A 16,151-nucleotide genomic window follows, 5' to 3' on the forward strand; every position below is an offset into this window, starting at 1 on the left:
ACGGGCGGATTCCCCATGCAATGGAAATCATGGCTGCAGGCGGTGGCGATCGCGGCGCTCATGGCCGGCATCTTCATCGCCGACACGGTCACCGACCTCGAGATCGCCGCGGCCGTCTTCTACATCGCCATCATCCTGCTGGCGGTCGGGCGATTTCCCCGCCGCAACGTCGTCGCGCTCGCCGGGCTGTGCATCCTGCTCACGCTGGTGAGCTCCACGCTGACTGCCGGCGGCTCTCGCCAGGCGGGTATCGTCAACATGGCGATCAGCACTTCCGCGATCGGCATCGCGACCTGGCTTGCGCTCAGGGTGGTGGCGGCCGAGGCCGCGGCGCACGAAGCGCGGGCGCAGCTCGTCAGGATCGCGCGGGTGACCAGTCTCGGTGAACTCACCGCCTCGATCGCGCACGAAGTCAACCAGCCCTTGGCCGGGATCGTCAGCAGCAGCAACGCCTGCCTGCGATGGCTGGGCCAGGATCCGCCCAATGTCGAAAAGGCGCGCGGTTCGGCGGAACGAATCCTGGGCGATGCGAACCGGGCGGCCGCGGTGATCCAGCGCGTGCGGAGCCTGGCCCGGCATGAAGCGCCCAAACGCGAACGGGTCGATCTGAACGAGATCGTCGGCGAAGCGGTCATGCTGGCGCAGGGCGCGCTCGATCGTGGCGGCGTCAGCGTGAAGCTGGATCTGGCGGAGACATTGCCGGTCGTGCTGGCGGACCGGGTGCAGCTTCACCAGGTCGTCGGCAATCTTCTGCTCAACGCGATCGAGGCGCTGGCGCGCGCGCCGGAAGCGGAGCGGCGGATCGTGATCGCCACCACGACGGAGGATTCGTCGGTGGTCATGACGATCGCGGACTCCGGCATGGGCTTCGCGGCCGGCGCCCAGGACCATCTGTTCGAGGCGTTCTGGACGACCCGGGAAGGCGGCACCGGCATCGGCCTGACGATCAGCCGGGCTATCGTCGAGGCGCATGGCGGGCGTATCTGGGCTGCCGCGAACGCCCCCTCCGGTGCCGTTTTCCGCGTGAGCCTGCCGATTTCGGGAGCGAGGCAATGACGATCGAAGCGATGGCCCCCGCCGAGGATGGTCCGGCGCCGATCGTCCATATTATCGACGACGATGCCTCGGTTCGTGCCGGTCTCGAGGATCTGCTCGCGTCCGTCGGCATCGGATGCCGGGCGTTTGCCTCCACGCAGGCCTTTCTCGCGCACCCGTTGCCCCAGGCGCCCGGCTGCCTCGTGCTCGACGTTCGCATGCCAGGGCAGAGCGGCCTCGACTTCCAGCGCCAGATGAAGGAGCTCGGCATCCTGCTGCCCGTGATCTTCATTACCGGCCACGGCGATATCGCGATGGCCGCTCGCGCGATGAAGACGGGCGCGATCGAGTTCCTGGCCAAGCCGTTCGACGAACAGGCGCTGCTCGACGCGATCAACGAGGGAATCGCCCGGGATCGGGTCCGGCGCCGCGAGGCGGCGAGCCTCGCGCAGTTGCGCGGGCTTCACCACATGCTCACCGGTGGAGAGCGGGAAGTGATGGAACTGGTCGCGCAGGGATTGCTTAACAAGCAGATCGCGGCGCGGCTCGAAGTGAGCGAGGTCACTGTCAAGGTGCGCCGGGGCCAGGTCATGCGCAAGATGAACGCGCGATCGCTGCCCGATCTGGTGCGCATCCATGATCGGCTGTTCCCGCCTTCGGAATAGTCGAAACAAGGAGCAGTTGGATATACCATGGTATATACCGACTATCCGATTTGCTTCGGTGCGCCGCGCGATTCCCTACTGGCAGGGCCGATCCCCAGTTGGTATCCGCCCGCCACGCCTTGCCCCGCTTTCGCGGGGGCGAGGCCATTCGAGGAACGCTAGCAAATGCCGAGCGACAGTAGTCGATCTATCGCGCCGTCGAGGGCGCCCGGCCGGGCCTAGTTTCTAGCGCTCGCCCGTGGCGGCCGAGATGGCCGGTCATGAGGTGAGCCATGGTCTTCTTTTTCGAAGATGCCAGAGGTGGACGCCCGCTGGTGCGCTGGGTGCGCGCGGGCGGAGCGCCATCCTGGGCGGATTTGATCGTTTTCATCCTGCTCGCGGCGGGAGCGGTGCTCGTGTTCCACGGCGCCGGGGAGATGGGTGCGCCGCTGGCGCAGCTGCGCAGTGCGCCGGTGGTGCTCGATCCCGCGATGCTGCCCGAATATGCATTGCGCACCACGCTGCGCATGTTCGCCGCGCTCGGCGCGTCCTTGCTGTTCACCTTCGTGGTCGCCACGCTCGCGGCCAAGAGCCGCAAGGCGGCGCTCGTCATCGTGCCCGCGCTCGACATCCTGCAGTCGGTGCCGGTGCTGGGTTTCCTCACCTTTACCGTCACGCTGTTCCTGGGGCTGTTTCCCGGCAGCCAGCTGGGTGCGGAATGCGCGGCGATCTTCGCGATCTTCACCGCGCAGGCATGGAACATGGCATTCAGCTTCTATCAGTCGCTGCGCACTGTGCCCGGGGACCTGGACGAGGTCTCGCGCCAGTTCGGCTTCTCGGCATGGCGGCGTTTCGTCCGGCTCGAGCTGCCCTTCGCGCTGCCGGCGCTCGTCTGGAACATGATGATGTCGATGTCGGGCGCCTGGTTCTTCGTGGTCGCGTCCGAGGCGATCACCGTGGGGAAAACCACCATAACGCTGCCCGGCATCGGATCCTGGCTCGCCCTTGCGATCGACCGCGAGGATTTCGGCGCGATCGGCATGGCGGTGGGGGCGATGGCGGTCGTCATCCTGCTCTACGATCAGCTCGTCTTCCGGCCCATCGTCGCCTGGGCCGACAAGTTCCGCTTCGAGCAGACCGCCTCGCAGCAGCAGCCGCGCTCCTGGCTCTACGACCTGGTCCGCCGCACCCGCTGGCTGAACCGGCTCGGCGCGGCGATCGCCACGCCGCTGCGCCGGCTGGGCAGCTTCCCCCTGCCGCGCACGCCGGCGATGCGGCCGCTGCGCATCGCGCCCGCGGCGAGCCGGGCGCTGGACGGCCTGTGGCTGGCGCTGGTCGCCATCGTCGTGCTGGCGGCGTTCTGGACGCTTGCCCGCTACATCGCCCACAGCCTGTCCTGGGCGGACGGGGTGACCGCCTTCGGGCTGGGCCTGCTCACGCTGCTGCGCGTGGTGCTGCTGATCGCGATCGCCAGCCTGGTCTGGGTGCCGATCGGCGTGTGGATCGGCCTCCGGCCCGCCTGGGCCGAGCGGCTGCAACCGGTGGCGCAGTTTCTGGCCGCCTTTCCGGCGAACGTGATGTTCCCCTTCGCGGTCATCGCCATTCTCGGCCTGCGTCTCGATCCGAATATCTGGCTGTCGCCGCTGATGGTGCTCGGCACCCAATGGTACATCCTGTTCAACGTCATCGCGGGCGCGAGCGCGATCCCGACGGACATGAAGGAAGCCTCGGCGATGTTCGGCATCCGCGGCTGGCAATGGTGGCGGCGCGTCGCGATTCCCGCGATCTTCCCCTATTACGTGACCGGCGCGCTCACTGCGTCGGGCGGCTCGTGGAACGCCAGCATCGTCGCCGAGTCCGTGAGCTGGGGCGACAAGCATCTCGAAGCCGCCGGGCTCGGGTCGTTCATCGCCAATGCCACGCAGGCGGGGGATTATCCGCGCGTCGCCCTGGGCATCGCGGTGATGAGCATCTTCGTCATCGCCTTCAATCGCACGCTATGGCGGCCGATGTACCGGTATGCCGAGCGCCGCCTCCGCCTCGATTGAGCATCGGGAGTATCCGCATGAACACGCTCACTGAAACGCTGCCCCTGGTCGAGGTCCGCGACGTCCGCCATGTCTATGGCAAATCGAGCGGAGCCGGCCTGTTGGTGCTCGACGATGTCCATCTGACGCTCGGCGACAGCGAGATCGTCGGACTGCTCGGTCGCTCGGGCTCGGGCAAGTCGACGCTGCTGCGGTCGATCGCCGGGCTGATCCAGCCGACATCGGGCGAGGTTCGCTTCCCGCATGCCGATACGCGCGTCTCGATGGTGTTCCAGACCTTCGCGCTCTTCCCCTGGCTCACCGTGCTCCAGAATGTCGAGGTGGGGCTCGAGGCGCAGGGCGTCGCCGCCGAGGAGCGGCGCCGGCGCGCGCTGAAGGCGATCGACCTGATCGGCCTGGACGGTTTCGAGAGCGCCTATCCGAAGGAATTGTCGGGCGGCATGCGCCAGCGCGTCGGCCTGGCGCGCGCGCTGGTGGTCGACCCGGACATCCTGCTGATGGACGAGCCCTTCTCGGCGCTCGACGTGCTCACGGCCGAGACGCTGCGCACCGACCTGCTCGACCTGTGGTCGGAAGGGCGGATGCCGATCAAGTCCATCCTGATCGTCACGCACAATATCGAGGAGGCCGTGCTGATGTGCGACCGCATCCTCGTCTTCTCGTCCAACCCGGGGCGGGTGGTCACCGAGATCAGCGTGACGCTGCCGCAGCCGCGGAACCGGCAGGATCCGGCATTTCAGGCGCTGGTCGACGATATCTATGCCCGGATGACCGCGCGGACGGAGGTGGGGCATCCGCGCGAGGGGCTGTTTCCGGGCACCGGCATCGGCATGGCGCTGCCGCGCGTCTCGACCAACACGCTCGCCGGCCTGATGGAGGCCGTGGCGGCCGAGCCCTATTTCGGCAGTGCGCCGCTGTCGGATCTCGCCGGCGAGCTGCAATATGAAGCGGATGAACTGTTCCCGATCGCGGAAGTGCTGCAGCTGCTGCGCTTCGCGGAGCTGGGCGGCGGCGACCTCAGGCTGCTGCCGGCGGCGCGGCGCTATGTCGATGCCGAGGTGGATGCGCGCAAGCAGCTCTTCGCCCAGCATCTGTTGCGCCATGTGCCGCTTGCCGGACATATCCGCCGCATCCTCGACGACCGGGCCAGCCACGAGGCGCCGGCGAGCCGCTTCCGCGACGAGATCGAGGATTTCATGTCCGAGGAATATGCCGAGCAGACGCTGAAGTCGGTGATCCAGTGGGGGCGCTATGCCGAAGCCTTCGCCTATGACGAAGCGGCGGACCGTTTCAGCCTCGACGATCCTTCCTAGGGGAGGGCCGCACTCCGCGCGCCTTTGCCGCCGATCGCCCTGTCTTCAGAAGAGACCGGTCGGCGATTCGAGCGATGAAGATATCTCGGACGGCCTGTCGCCGCTGCGGGGGCGTTTCTCCGGGAAGGACGGCGCGTCGTCGGGGAAGAGGCTGTACAGCATGGCGCACATCGCCTCATCGCCCTTGCTCGTCAGCTTCACCGCCATCCGCCGATGATCATCGGGATCGTGGGAACGGTGGAGCAATCCGGCCGCCTCCAGGCGATCGATCCGGCGCAGCGCGCTCGTCGACGTCTCGCCGGAGACGAAAATGAGCTCCTTCACGCAGACGGCCCGATTCTGCTGTCCCGCGATGAACAGCTCGATCACCATGTCCCATGCGGAATCGCGGAAAACGTCGCGCGGGAAAAGCTTTGCCGCCTTTGCGCGCATGTGTTGCAGCTGGCGCGCGAGATCGAGCAGGGATCGGTCCCAGATGCTTACGCTATTCGCCACTATACTACCCGAACATATGAGAGAGCGATATCGCATCAGTAATAGATCATATCTCATACAACAATAGATCATAGTAAAATCTAATTGTAAAGATCTTGTAAATCAAGATTAAATCGTAATTTGCGTATTATATGATTTAACGCTCACGAAGTGCTTCTTGCGCACGGTTCAATGGTTTCAGCAGGTATTGAAGTATTGTCTTGCTTCCGGTGTGGATATCTGCGGTGGCGATCATGCCCGGCACGATCGGAAAACGGCGCCCGGCCTTGTTGACCAGGGCGTCCGAGCGGGTGCGGACGAATACGCGATAATAATAGATGTCGGGGTTCACTTCGTCGCGGATCGTGTCGGGTGAGATGCTGCTGACCTCGCCTTCGAGACCGCCGAAGATCGAATAGTCATAGGCGGTGATCTTCACGCTGGCGCGCTGGCCGGGCCGGATGAACGCGATGTCGCGCGGCGAGATGCGTGTCTCGATGAGCAGCCGGTCGTCGAGGGGGACGATCTCCATCACCTTGCCATTGGGCGGCACGACGCCGCCGATCGTCGACACTTCGATATTCTTGACCACCCCGCGCACGGGCGAACGCAGGGTAAGCCGTTGCAGCGTGTCCGACCGGCCGCGCACCACCGGGGCGAGCGCTTCGACTTCCTCGCTCACCTTGGCGAGATCCTGACGTGCCTCGACCAGATATTGCGAACGCAGATCGGCCTTCTTGAGATCGAGGTCGGCGCGCTGGCGTTTGAGCCGCAGCACCTCGACATTGCTTGCCGCTCCGGTGGCGATCAGCGACTCCCCGATCCCGACTTCCCGGTTGATCAGCGCCAGCGATTCATCGATCAGGCCTGTCGAGCCGGCCAGGCTGCGGCGGCGCGTTTCGTAGAGGCGCTGCTGTTCGGCCTTGAGCGCGGGATAGCCGTCCAATTCCCTGGAGAAGCGGAGCGGAGTCTCATCCACTTCGGCCTGGAGCCGTGCCTGGGCCGCGAGCGCGGCGCGATATTTCGCGGCGCTTTCCTCGACGGTCGAGCCGGCCTGGGTGGGATCGAGCTGGGCGAGGACCTGGCCGGGCTTGACGATATCGTCCTGGCGCACGTGCAGCTTGGCAAGGATGCCGCCTTCCAGCGACTGGAGTATCTGCTCATGGCTGGTCGGCACCACCTTGCCGGTGCCGGTCGCCACTTCGTCGAGCTTCGCGAACCAGGCCCAGGCGAGGAAGGCGGCCACCATCGCCGCCAATACCCACAACATGCGCGTCGCATCGCGCAGCCGACCGCGCCCTTCCTCGTCGAACAGCCGGTCGTCGGCGCTGAGTGCGGCGCTCATGCTGCCTGCGTCCTGGCGCCGCGCATCGCGTCGAGCGCCGCTTCCCTGGGCTGGTCGAGCACCACTCTGCCATGGTCGATGACGATCACCCGGTCCACGAGCTCGAGCACCCGCATGCGGTGCGTCGCCACGACGATCGTGCGATCCCGGCTCCATTCGCGGAAGCTCGCGATGAAATGACGCTCGGCCAGTTCGTCCATCGCCGCGGTGGGCTCGTCGAGCAGCGCCACCATGGGGCGCCTGAGCAGCAGGCGGGCAAGGAGCAGCGACTGGACCTGCCCGCCGGACAGCCCCAGTCCTCCTTCCAGCACGACATGTTCCAGCCCGTCGCGCAGCCGCCGCACGAAATCCTGTGCGCAGACCATCTCGAGGGCCGCCAGTATCTCCCCGTTGCTTGCGTGCGGAGCGCCCATCGTCAGGTTCTCGCGCAGCGTGCCGTGGAAGAGCCGGCTGTTCTGGGTGAGCAGGCAGACGTCCCGGCGCACATCGGCCGGATCGATCTGGTGCAGCGCGAGATCGTCGAGCAGGACTTCGCCGGAGACCGGCTGGAGCATGCCTGACAGGCCCTGGAGCAGGGTCGACTTGCCGGCGCCGTTGCGGCCCAGCAGCGCCACCTTCTCGCCGGCCATGATGTCGAGGCTGGGCACGGTCAGCGCGGGCGGGTCATTGGGATCGCCATAGGAAAATACCGCCGAGCGCAGCGCGAAGCTGCCGGTGACCGCGGCGAGGGGAATGCGGTGCTCGGCGTCGGGGCTGTCCGTGGGCAGCCCCATTATCTGGTTGAGGCTCTGCGTCGCCAGCTTCGCATGCTGCCAGCGGCCGAGCAGGCCGGATATCTGGGCCATCGGCGCGATCATGCGCGAGGCGAGCATCGAAGTGGCGACCAGCGTGCCGGTGGTGATCTCGCCGGCGATCACCATGGGCGCGCCGACGAAGATCACCGCGGCATAGACGCCGTTCTGCACGCTCTGCGCCCAGGTCGAGAGGCTGGCGGTGAGCCCGCGCAGGCGAAGCTGGGCCTCGCCCGCGACGCTGTTGTAGTGATTCCACTGGCGCTGGAAGCGCTCCTCCGCCTGCAGCGCCTTGATGTCCTCTATGCCTTGCACGGCCTCGACCAGCAGCGCGTTGCGCAGCGAGCTCTCCCGCATCGATTCGGTGGCGAGGACGCGCAGGCGCCGTTGCGCGAGCAGGCTGGGCACCAGGAGCAATGCCACTGCGACGAGGGGCACGAGCGCGAGCACGCCGCCGATAAAGGCGAGGATCGCGAGGAAGAGCAGGAAGAAGGGCAGGTCCGCCACCGCGGAGACGGTGGTGGAGGTCAGCATGTCGCGGACCTGGTCGAGGTCGCGCAGCTGGGAGATGAAGGTGCCGGTCGAAGTCGGCCGCTCCCGGTTGCGGACGCGCAGCGCATGGCCGAAGACGAGATCGGAGAGCCTCAGGTCGGCCCGCTTCCCCAGCACGTCGGTGATGGCCACGCGCAGCTTGCGCAGCAGGAAATCGAAGGCGATCGCCAGCAGCACGCCCAGGAAGAGGATGACGAGCGTCGGCATCGACTGGGCCGGAATGACGCGGTCATATACCTGCATCGAGAACAGGATGCCCGCGAGCCCGAGCAGGTTGGTCACCACCGAGGCGACCGCGACATGGCCATAGGCGCCGGCATCCTGGAGCAGGATGCGGCGAAGCCAGTGCTCCTCATAGGGCCGGATATAGGTGTCGACCCGCGCGTCGGCGGCGGAGCGGGCGGGGCGGGGCACGACGATCAGGGTCGCGGCGGCGAGCAGTTCGGCGAGCGGGCGGCGCGCGGCCATGCCGCTCTCGCCGGCGACGGTGAACACCGCTTCCCCGTCGCCGTCCAGCGCGGTGATCAGGGCGAGTTCGCCATCGCCGAGGCAGGCGATCACCGGCAGGCGCCAGCTCGTCAGCCGCACGGAGGCGGGATCGGCGAAGCGGAGGGCCAGGCCCAGGGGGCGGGCGAGGGCACGCACGCGACTTTCCTCGGGGGAGGCGATGTCCCAGAGCCCCGCCAGGCGGGCGCGCTGCTCGGAAACGGGCAGGCGATAGTGCCGCGCCGCCTGGCAGAGGATGTCGAGCCAGGTCTCGGCCGATGCGCCGCTCACAGCGTCACGCCCCGCAGGCGGGTGCCCGTCAGGCCGAAGGCATCGCGCGACCGGCCCGAATAATAGAGGCAGTCGAGCTGCAGCCGGCGCAGGTCGTGCTCGGTATTGACTGCGTCGAACCGCGCCTGGTGCAGTTCCTGTTCCGCATTGAGCAGGTCGACCAGCGTCCGCGTGCCCATTTCGAGATATTGCGCGCGGTAGAGCTGCCCGGTCTCCGCCATGTCCGCCTCGCGCAGGTTGAGCGTGTCGAGCAGGCGGGTGAGGCTGCCGATCTGCTGCCGGGCCTCGGCAAGCCGCTGGCTCGCTTCGTTGCGCGCCTGGCGCGAGGCGGCGTCGGCGGCGGCGAGCGAATAATCCGCGCTGCGGACGCGGGCGCGGGTGGCGTTGCCGCCGAATATGTTGCTCGAGACGCTGAGCCCGAAACTATAGGCGCTGCGATCGGAGAAGGGCGACCCGAGGTCCGCGGCCGCGTCCCCGGCGAGCAACACGGTGGGCAGGCGATCGGCGCGGCTGCGGTGAAGCTGCGCCGCGGCCTGTTCGCGCTGGGCGTCGGCACGCATCACTGCCGGCACCGCGGCCCAATCCGCCAGCCCGGCCGCGCAGCTGCGCATCAGCCAGTCGGGCATGTCGGCGCTGACCGGCGCCCGGGCCTTCTCGTCGCCGAGCAGGAAGGCGAGGTTGCTGGTCCAGCGGCGCTGTTCGGCATCGATCTGCGCCAGCGTCGCCTTGGCGGCGGCGACCCGCGATTCCGCCTGAAGCCCGTCCGAGCGTGTCGACGCGCCCTTGGCGACCCGATCGGCGACGAGCCCGCTGATCTCGCGGATCCGTGCCAGCTGCTCTTCGGCGATGTCGTGGAGCGCCGCGTTGCGCTGCAGCTCGACGATCGCATAGCCGGTATCGTGGATGAGCCCGTCGATCGCGAGCAGCAGATCGGCGCGGCCGACGCGCGTGCCCGCCTGTGCATAGTCCACCGCGCTGCGGACCTTGCCGAAGTCATAGAGCATCTGCGAGGCGGAGACCTGGGGGCGCGGCCGCCAGCTCGAGCCGAGGCGATTGTCGTAGCCGGTGCCGACACCCGCACTTATCTGGGGCAGATAGCCGGCCCGCGCGACGTCCACGTCCGCGCCGCGCGCATCCAGCGTGGCCGCCGCGGAGACGATGTTCGGGTGCCACGCCACGGCCTGGCGGACCGCCGCCTCGAGCGAGAGGCCGGCGCTTTCCTGCGCGTACACGGTCCCCGCCAGGGAGGCTGCCAGCGTTCCGATCGCCATGATGCCGATCGCACCGCCGAGCGGGCCTCGTCGCAACCTTTCTCCCAAGCGACGGCCTCCCTGTCCGCATTGCGTGTCGCCTTATGGTGTAAGTTAATCACCCTTTTGAAATCATGGATGATTTTCGAGAATCGACTCCGAGTTCGGAGTGATATCTCACACCGTATGCGTCAGCTGGTGGCGATCCTGTTCGAGGTCGTTCGCGGTTACGAGATAGTGCAGCGGATCGTCGGGCACGGGCGCCGCGGCGATGTCCTGCGCGGCGGGAGCGGCGCTCGCAGCGACGGGCGGAGCGGACGTATCGGAGGCGGCCTGGCGATCATGGAGGAACTGGCCGAGCAGATCCTCGACGCTGCCCTGGTTGTCGCTCAGGCTATATGGGACCGGCGCGTGCTCCGTTGTCGCCGCCGTCGTCGGTGCCGTCGTGGCTTCGGCCGAGAACATGGCGAGGGGCACGGTATCCGCCAGCGCGGGCGGCTCGACGATCATCGCCGTAGGCGTCACGCCATTGTTGATGTCGACCGTCACGTCGAGATGCGCCGTCGCGATCGTGCCGTTTGGCTGGACCAGCTGATAGGTGAAGCTGTCGACCGGATCGGTGCCCGAATAGGTCAGCGAGGCGCTCGGCTGGTAGGTATAATGGCCGGTCTCGGTAACGGTCAGCGTGCCATAGGCGCCGGTGATGGTCAGCGGCGTATCGCCCACCTGGACGAAATTGCCGCCCATCTGGACCCGCAGCACCGGGAAGTCGGTGCCCAGCGTATCGTTGGCGAGCAGTTCGCCCGACACGGCGGTGCTGCCGGCGAGGCTGTACTGGTCGAGATGGGTCACCGTCTCGCCGACATAGACGTTGGTGCCATAGCCGGTGCCCAGCACATTGGTGCTCGACACGGTGTAGTTGTAGGTGCCGGAGGGCAGGTCGTGCAACACCAGCGCGACGCCGGTGCCGAGCCCCAGATTGGCGACCGAGGTCTGGGTGATCGTGCCGACCACGGTGCCCTGCGCGTTGGTGACGGTGATCGTATAGGTGGGCAGCACGCTGAGCCCGCTCGACTGGATCGCCGAGAGCGTCACATCGGCGGTGCTGTTCGCGCCCACGGTGAAGCTGTCATGGACCGAGCCGGTCTGCGCGCCGGTGATGATCAGCGCGGTGGGCGTGGCGAAGCTCGAGTCGATCGCCGCCGGAATGGTGGTGACGACATGCTCGAAGGTCGCAGTGGCGATCGCCGCGTCGTTGACCGCCAGCGGCGCGCCGGTGATGTCCGGGCTGCCGATCGTGACCGTCAGCGTCGCGCTCTCCAGTTCGCCGCTGGTCGGGTTGACCAGCGTATAGGTGAACGTGTCGGCATGGCCGATCGCCGCGGCATTGGCATCGGGCGTGTAGGTATAGCTGCCATTGGGGTTGATGACGAGCGTTCCCCAGTCGCCATGGATCGAGGTGCCGCCCGCGGCCACATTGGTGGTCACGCCGTTCATGGTGACGCTCTGCACGACCGTTTGCGGGCTGACGACATCGACCGCGCCGCCCGGGCCCGGATCGGTGATCACATTGCCCGCGGCCGCGCTCGGTTGCACGGCGCCGACATGGGTATAGTCGCTGTTGACGCCGGTGACCGCGAGACCGCCGAGCAGCCCCACGCCGGCCACGCCGTCGAAGGTGACGAAGGCGCGATACTCGCCCGGGCCGAGCGTGTCGGTGGCGACGAGATTGCCGTTGAGCAGCGAGAGCTGGAGCAGCGAGCTGTTGCCGGGGCCGCTGACCGCGACCCAGTTGGTGCCGTCGAAGCGCTGGACCACCACGCTATAGCCGCTCAGCACGCCGATCGCGAGCGTCGCGTCATAGGTGAAGGACGCCGCAAGGGAATTGCCGGCGGCGACGGTGAACTGGACATTGGGTGTCGCCAGCACCTGGGCATCGAGATTGAGCAGGCCGAGCGAGACCAGGGCGAGATAGCTGGCGGTGCCCAGATTCTCGTTGGTGGTGACGGGCACGAGATCGATCGAGGCCTCGGCCGTGTTGTTGAACGCTTCGATGTCGAACGGCGCGATGAGCGGGACCGCGCCGGAGAGGTTGCCGGCGGGATCGCGCAGCGTGACGCTGAGCGTTTCGCCCGCGGTCTGGGGATCGTTCAACGAAACGGAGAAGCTGCCGTTCGCCGCGACCGTGCCGGTGCCGAGCAGCGTGCCGCCCGCACTGCGCACCTCGACGGCGGCGCCCGCCTCGCCGGTGCCGGTGACGGTCGTGCCTTCGCCGTTGATCGCCAGCCCGGCGGGCGGTGCGGGCGGCGTGATGTCGGGCGCGATCGCCGTGATGTTCGGCGAGTGATTGCCGGCCGGATCGCTCTGGTTGACCGTCACCGTTTCGCCATTGGCCTGGGGCGTGGTGAGCGTTGCGGTGTAGCTGCCATTGCCGGCGACGGTGGCGGTGCCGATCTCGGTGCCGGCGGCGTTGAACACATGCACGGTCGCGCCGGGCTCGCCGGTGCCGGTCACCGCCGTGCCGTCGGCGCTGACCGTGGCATTCGGGGCGAGGGGCGGTGTGAAGTCCGGGGCGAGTGCGGAGGTGGCCGGCGAGACATTGCCTGCGGCATCGGCCTGGGTGACGTGGAGCGTCTGGCCATTGCCCTGGGGCGTGGTCAGCGTGACGGCATAGGCGCCGTTCGCGGCGACCAGCGCGGTGCCGATCGCGGTTCCCGCGGGATCGCGGACCGTCACGGTAGCGCCGGGTTCGCCGGTGCCGGTGACGATCGTGCCGTCGCCGCTGACCGTCGCGACAGGCGCGGCGGGCGGCGTGAGATCGGGCGCGGTCGCCGTGACGTTCGGCGAGTGATTGCCCGCCGGATCGGTCTGGCTGAGCGTCAGCACCTGCCCGTTGAGCTGTGCCGGGGTGAGCGGCGCGGTGAAGCTGCCATTGCCGGCGACGATGGCGGTGCCGATCTCGGTGCCGGCCGCGTTGAGCACGTGCACGGTGGCACCCGGCTCGCCGGTGCCGGTCACCGCCGTACCGTCGGCGGAAACCGTGCCGGCCGGTGCGAGCGGCGGCGTGATGTCGGGTGCCGTGGCCGGCGTCGATGGCGAGACATTGCCCGCGGCATCGGCCTGGGTGACCTGGAGAAGCTGGCCGTTGAGCTGGGCGGTGGAAAGCGTGGCAGTATAGCTGCCATTCGCCGCAACCACGGCGGTGCCGATCGGCACGCCGCCCGGATCCCGCACGGTCACCGTCGCGCCGGGCTCGCCGGTGCCGGTCACGATCGTTCCGCTCGCATCGACGGTAGCGGCGGGGGCAGCGGGCGGCGTGGTGTCCGGCGCCGTCGCCGTGACCGAAGGCGAGGCATTGCCCGCCGGATCCCTCTGGATCGCGGTGAGCGTCTCGCCATTGGTCTGCGGGGTCGCGAGCGTGGCGGTGTAGGTGCCGCCGGGTGCGACGGTGGCGGTGCCGATCGGCGTGCCCGCGGCGTTGGTGATCGTTACCGTAGCGCCGGGCTCGCCGGTGCCCACGACCGTGGCCCCGTCCGGCGACACGGTGGCGGTGGGGGCGGCGGGCGGCGTGGTGTCCGGTGCCGTGACCGGCACGGCGGGCGAGACGTTCGCCGCCGCGTCCGCCTGGGTGACGGACAGTGCCTGGCCGTTGGTCTGCGGCGTGCCGAGCACGACGGTGTAGTTGCCGTTGGCGCCGACGGTCGCCGTGCCGAGCACGGTGCCGCCCGCATCGGCCACGCGCACCGTCGCGCCAGGCTCGCCGGTGCCGGTGACGATGGTGCCGGTGGCATCGATCGCGGCGACCGGCGCGGCCGGCGGGGTCAGGTCGGGTGCGATTGCCGTGGCCGGCGGGGAGACGTCACCCTCGGCATCGGCCTGGGTGACGTGGAGCGTCTCGCCGTTCAGCTGGGGGGTGGTGAGCACCGCCACATAGGTGCCGCCGGGCGTGACCGTCGCGGTGCCGATCACGGCGCCATTGGGTCCGGTCACGCTCACCGTGGCGCCGGCCTGGCCGGTGCCGAACACGGTCGCGCCATCGGCCGCCACCGTTGCGGTGGGTGCCCCAGGGGAGTCGTTCGGGACGAGGTCGGGGGCGACCGCACTCCCCTGGGGCGAGGCATTGCCGGCGGCGTCCGTCTGGACGAGGCCGAGCAGCTGCCCGTTAGTCTGCGGCGGGACGAGCGTGGTGGTGAAGGTGCCATCCGAAGCTACGACGACGGTCCCGATGTGCAGGCCCGTCGGATCGGTGATGACCAGGGTCGCCCCCGCTTCGCCCGTGCCGGTTATCGAGGCGCCATCCGCCGCGACCGTCCCGACAGGCGCGAGCGGCGCGGTGAGATCGGGTGCCGTAAGCGACAAGGCCGGGGAGGCATTCCCCGCCGCATCCGTCTGCGTCACGCTCAGGACCTGGCTGTCGATCTGCGGCGTGGAGAGGACGACCGAGAAGGTTCCCGCCGCGCTCACCGTCGCTGTTCCGATCACGGTCGAGAAAGGGTCGCGTACCACGACCGTCGCTCCCGGCTCCCCCGTGCCGGAGACGACTGCGCCGGTGGCATCGAGGGTGGCGGCGGGGATCGCGGGAGGCGTTATGTCGGGCGCGTTGGCGGTAGCGGGCGGCGAGACGTTGCCCGCCGCATCGGCCTGGGTGGCGCTGAGCGTGCCGCCATTGGCCTGGGGCGTGGTGAGGGTGATCGAGAAGTGGCCGTCGGCCGCAACCGCGCCGGTGCCGAGCACGGCGCCCGAGGCGCTGGTGACCGTCACCGTTGCGCCCGGCTCGCCCGTTCCGGTCGCGGTGGTGCCGTCGGCGCTGATCGCAAGGGCCGGGGCGGCAGGCGGGGTGATGTCGGGGGCCAGCGCCGGCGTCGGCGCCGAGAGGTTGCCGGCGGTGTCGGTCTGGGTGACCTCGAGCAGTTGGCCGTTGGCCTGGGGGGTAGTGAGGATCACCGCATAGGCGCCGTTGGCGGCGACCACGGCAGTGCCGATCGCGGTGCCCAGCGGATCGTGGACGATCACGGTTGCCCCCGCCTCGCCGGTGCCGGTCACGATCGTGCCGGTGCCGTTGACCGTGGCGGTCAACCCGGTCGGCGCGGTGATGTCGGGCGCCGTCGTGTGCAGGTCGGGCGAGGGGTTGCCGGCGGGATCGGTCTGGCGAACGGTCAGCACCTCGCCATTGGTCTGCGGAACCGAGAGCGTGACCGAATAGCTGCCATCGGTGGCCACCGTCACGGTGCCGAGCACCGTACCGGCCGGGCTTCGCACGACCAGCGTCGCGCCCGCCTCGCCGGTGCCGGTCACTGTCGTGCCGTCGGCCGAGACCGTGGCGGTCGGCAGTGCCGGCGGGGTCAGGTCGGGCGCGGCGGCCGGGACGGGCGTGGACGCATTGCCGGCAGGGTCTGCCTGGGTGACCTGGAGCAGCTGTCCGTTGGTCTGCGGCGTGGTGAGAGTGACGCTGTAGCTGCCGTTCGCGGCAACTACGGCTGTGCCGATCGCGATGCCTGAGGGGTCGCGGACGGTGACGGTCGCGCCCGCCTCGCCACTGCCGGTCACCACCGTGCCGATGCCGTTCACCGCCGCCGTGAGGCCGAGCGGGGCGGTGATGTCGGGCGCGTGCACCGCCACTTCGGGCGAGGCGTTGCCTGCCGGGTCGGTCTGCGAGACTTCCAGCAGCTGGCCATTGGCCTGGGGCGTGGTGAGGGTGACCGAGAAGCTGCCATTGGCGGCGACGACGGCAGTACCGAGCGGATTGCCGGCGGCGTCATGAACGGTCACCGTCGCGCCGGGCTCGCCGGTGCCGGTCACTGCCGTGCCGTCCGCCGAGACACTCGCCACAGGGGCGGCGGGTGCGGTGAGGTCGGGCGCGGTGACGGTCACCGGGGTGGAGACGTTATGGGCGGCATCGGCCTGGGTGACCTGCAGCAGCTG

At 68.7% G+C, this 16,151-nt stretch carries 9 protein-coding genes; 4 read left to right on the top strand and 5 right to left on the bottom strand.

The features are described 5' to 3' along the window. Window positions 1-15 precede the first annotated feature (15 nt). The 4 genes from CAP40_RS15435 to CAP40_RS15450 all read left to right on the top strand — a co-directional run bounded on the left by CAP40_RS15435 (window position 16) and on the right by CAP40_RS15450 (window position 5,040). Complete coding sequence (locus tag CAP40_RS15435; RefSeq protein WP_179188242.1) at window positions 16-1,056, top strand: sensor histidine kinase; 1,041 nt, start codon at window positions 16-18, stop codon at window positions 1,054-1,056. Further along, entirely contained in the window at window positions 1,053-1,700 is a 648-nt protein-coding gene (locus CAP40_RS15440; protein ID WP_086130417.1) for a response regulator transcription factor, read from the top strand. The genes CAP40_RS15435 and CAP40_RS15440 overlap by 4 nt, the downstream gene beginning before the upstream one ends. A 272-nt stretch (window positions 1,701-1,972) precedes the next feature. Further along, complete coding sequence (locus CAP40_RS15445) at window positions 1,973-3,727, top strand: ABC transporter permease subunit (RefSeq protein WP_086130418.1); 1,755 nt, start codon at window positions 1,973-1,975, stop codon at window positions 3,725-3,727. A 17-nt stretch (window positions 3,728-3,744) separates the two neighbouring features. Continuing rightward, window positions 3,745-5,040, top strand: coding sequence for an AAA-associated domain-containing protein (locus CAP40_RS15450; RefSeq protein ID WP_086130419.1), 1,296 nt, complete (start codon window positions 3,745-3,747; stop codon window positions 5,038-5,040). Window positions 5,041-5,085: 45 nt separating this feature from the next. Here the strand turns inward: CAP40_RS15450 and CAP40_RS15455 are convergent, their stop codons facing one another. From CAP40_RS15455 to CAP40_RS15475, 5 genes are all read right to left on the bottom strand, one after another. Then, the gene (locus CAP40_RS15455; protein ID WP_256924251.1) at window positions 5,086-5,472 is read right to left on the bottom strand and encodes a MarR family transcriptional regulator; all 387 of its coding nucleotides are present in this window, start codon (window positions 5,470-5,472) and stop codon (window positions 5,086-5,088) included. 199 nt (window positions 5,473-5,671) lie between these two features. After that, window positions 5,672-6,859: an HlyD family efflux transporter periplasmic adaptor subunit gene (locus tag CAP40_RS15460; RefSeq protein ID WP_086130421.1), complete on the bottom strand. Its 1,188-nt coding sequence runs from the start codon at window positions 6,857-6,859 to the stop codon at window positions 5,672-5,674. After that, entirely contained in the window at window positions 6,856-8,979 is a 2,124-nt protein-coding gene (locus CAP40_RS15465; RefSeq protein WP_086130422.1) for a type I secretion system permease/ATPase, read from the bottom strand. The genes CAP40_RS15460 and CAP40_RS15465 overlap by 4 nt, the downstream gene beginning before the upstream one ends. Next, window positions 8,976-10,286 (bottom strand): TolC family protein, encoded by a 1,311-nt coding sequence (locus CAP40_RS15470; protein ID WP_256924252.1) that lies wholly within the window; start codon window positions 10,284-10,286, stop codon window positions 8,976-8,978. The genes CAP40_RS15465 and CAP40_RS15470 overlap by 4 nt, the downstream gene beginning before the upstream one ends. Window positions 10,287-10,406: 120 nt before the next feature. Further along, the coding region (locus CAP40_RS15475) for a BapA/Bap/LapF family large adhesin (RefSeq protein WP_218822157.1) at window positions 10,407-16,151 on the bottom strand (5,745 nt) is incomplete at its 5' end.

Origin of the sequence: Sphingomonas sp. IBVSS2 (assembly GCF_002127225.1) — a bacterium.
Lineage (GTDB): Bacteria > Pseudomonadota > Alphaproteobacteria > Sphingomonadales > Sphingomonadaceae > Sphingomonas.

What these genes read in the sequence shown, in the direction of transcription:
- CAP40_RS15435 (WP_179188242.1), top strand. Translation starts at nt 16, where the DNA reads ATGCAATGGAAATCATGGCTGCAGGCGGTGGCGATCGCGGCGCTCATG.
- CAP40_RS15440 (WP_086130417.1), top strand. Translation starts at nt 1,053, where the DNA reads ATGACGATCGAAGCGATGGCCCCCGCCGAGGATGGTCCGGCGCCGATC.
- CAP40_RS15445 (WP_086130418.1), top strand. Translation starts at nt 1,973, where the DNA reads ATGGTCTTCTTTTTCGAAGATGCCAGAGGTGGACGCCCGCTGGTGCGC.
- CAP40_RS15450 (WP_086130419.1), top strand. Translation starts at nt 3,745, where the DNA reads ATGAACACGCTCACTGAAACGCTGCCCCTGGTCGAGGTCCGCGACGTC.
- CAP40_RS15455 (WP_256924251.1), bottom strand. Translation starts at nt 5,472, where the DNA reads ATGCGCGCAAAGGCGGCAAAGCTTTTCCCGCGCGACGTTTTCCGCGAT.
- CAP40_RS15460 (WP_086130421.1), bottom strand. Translation starts at nt 6,859, where the DNA reads ATGAGCGCCGCACTCAGCGCCGACGACCGGCTGTTCGACGAGGAAGGG.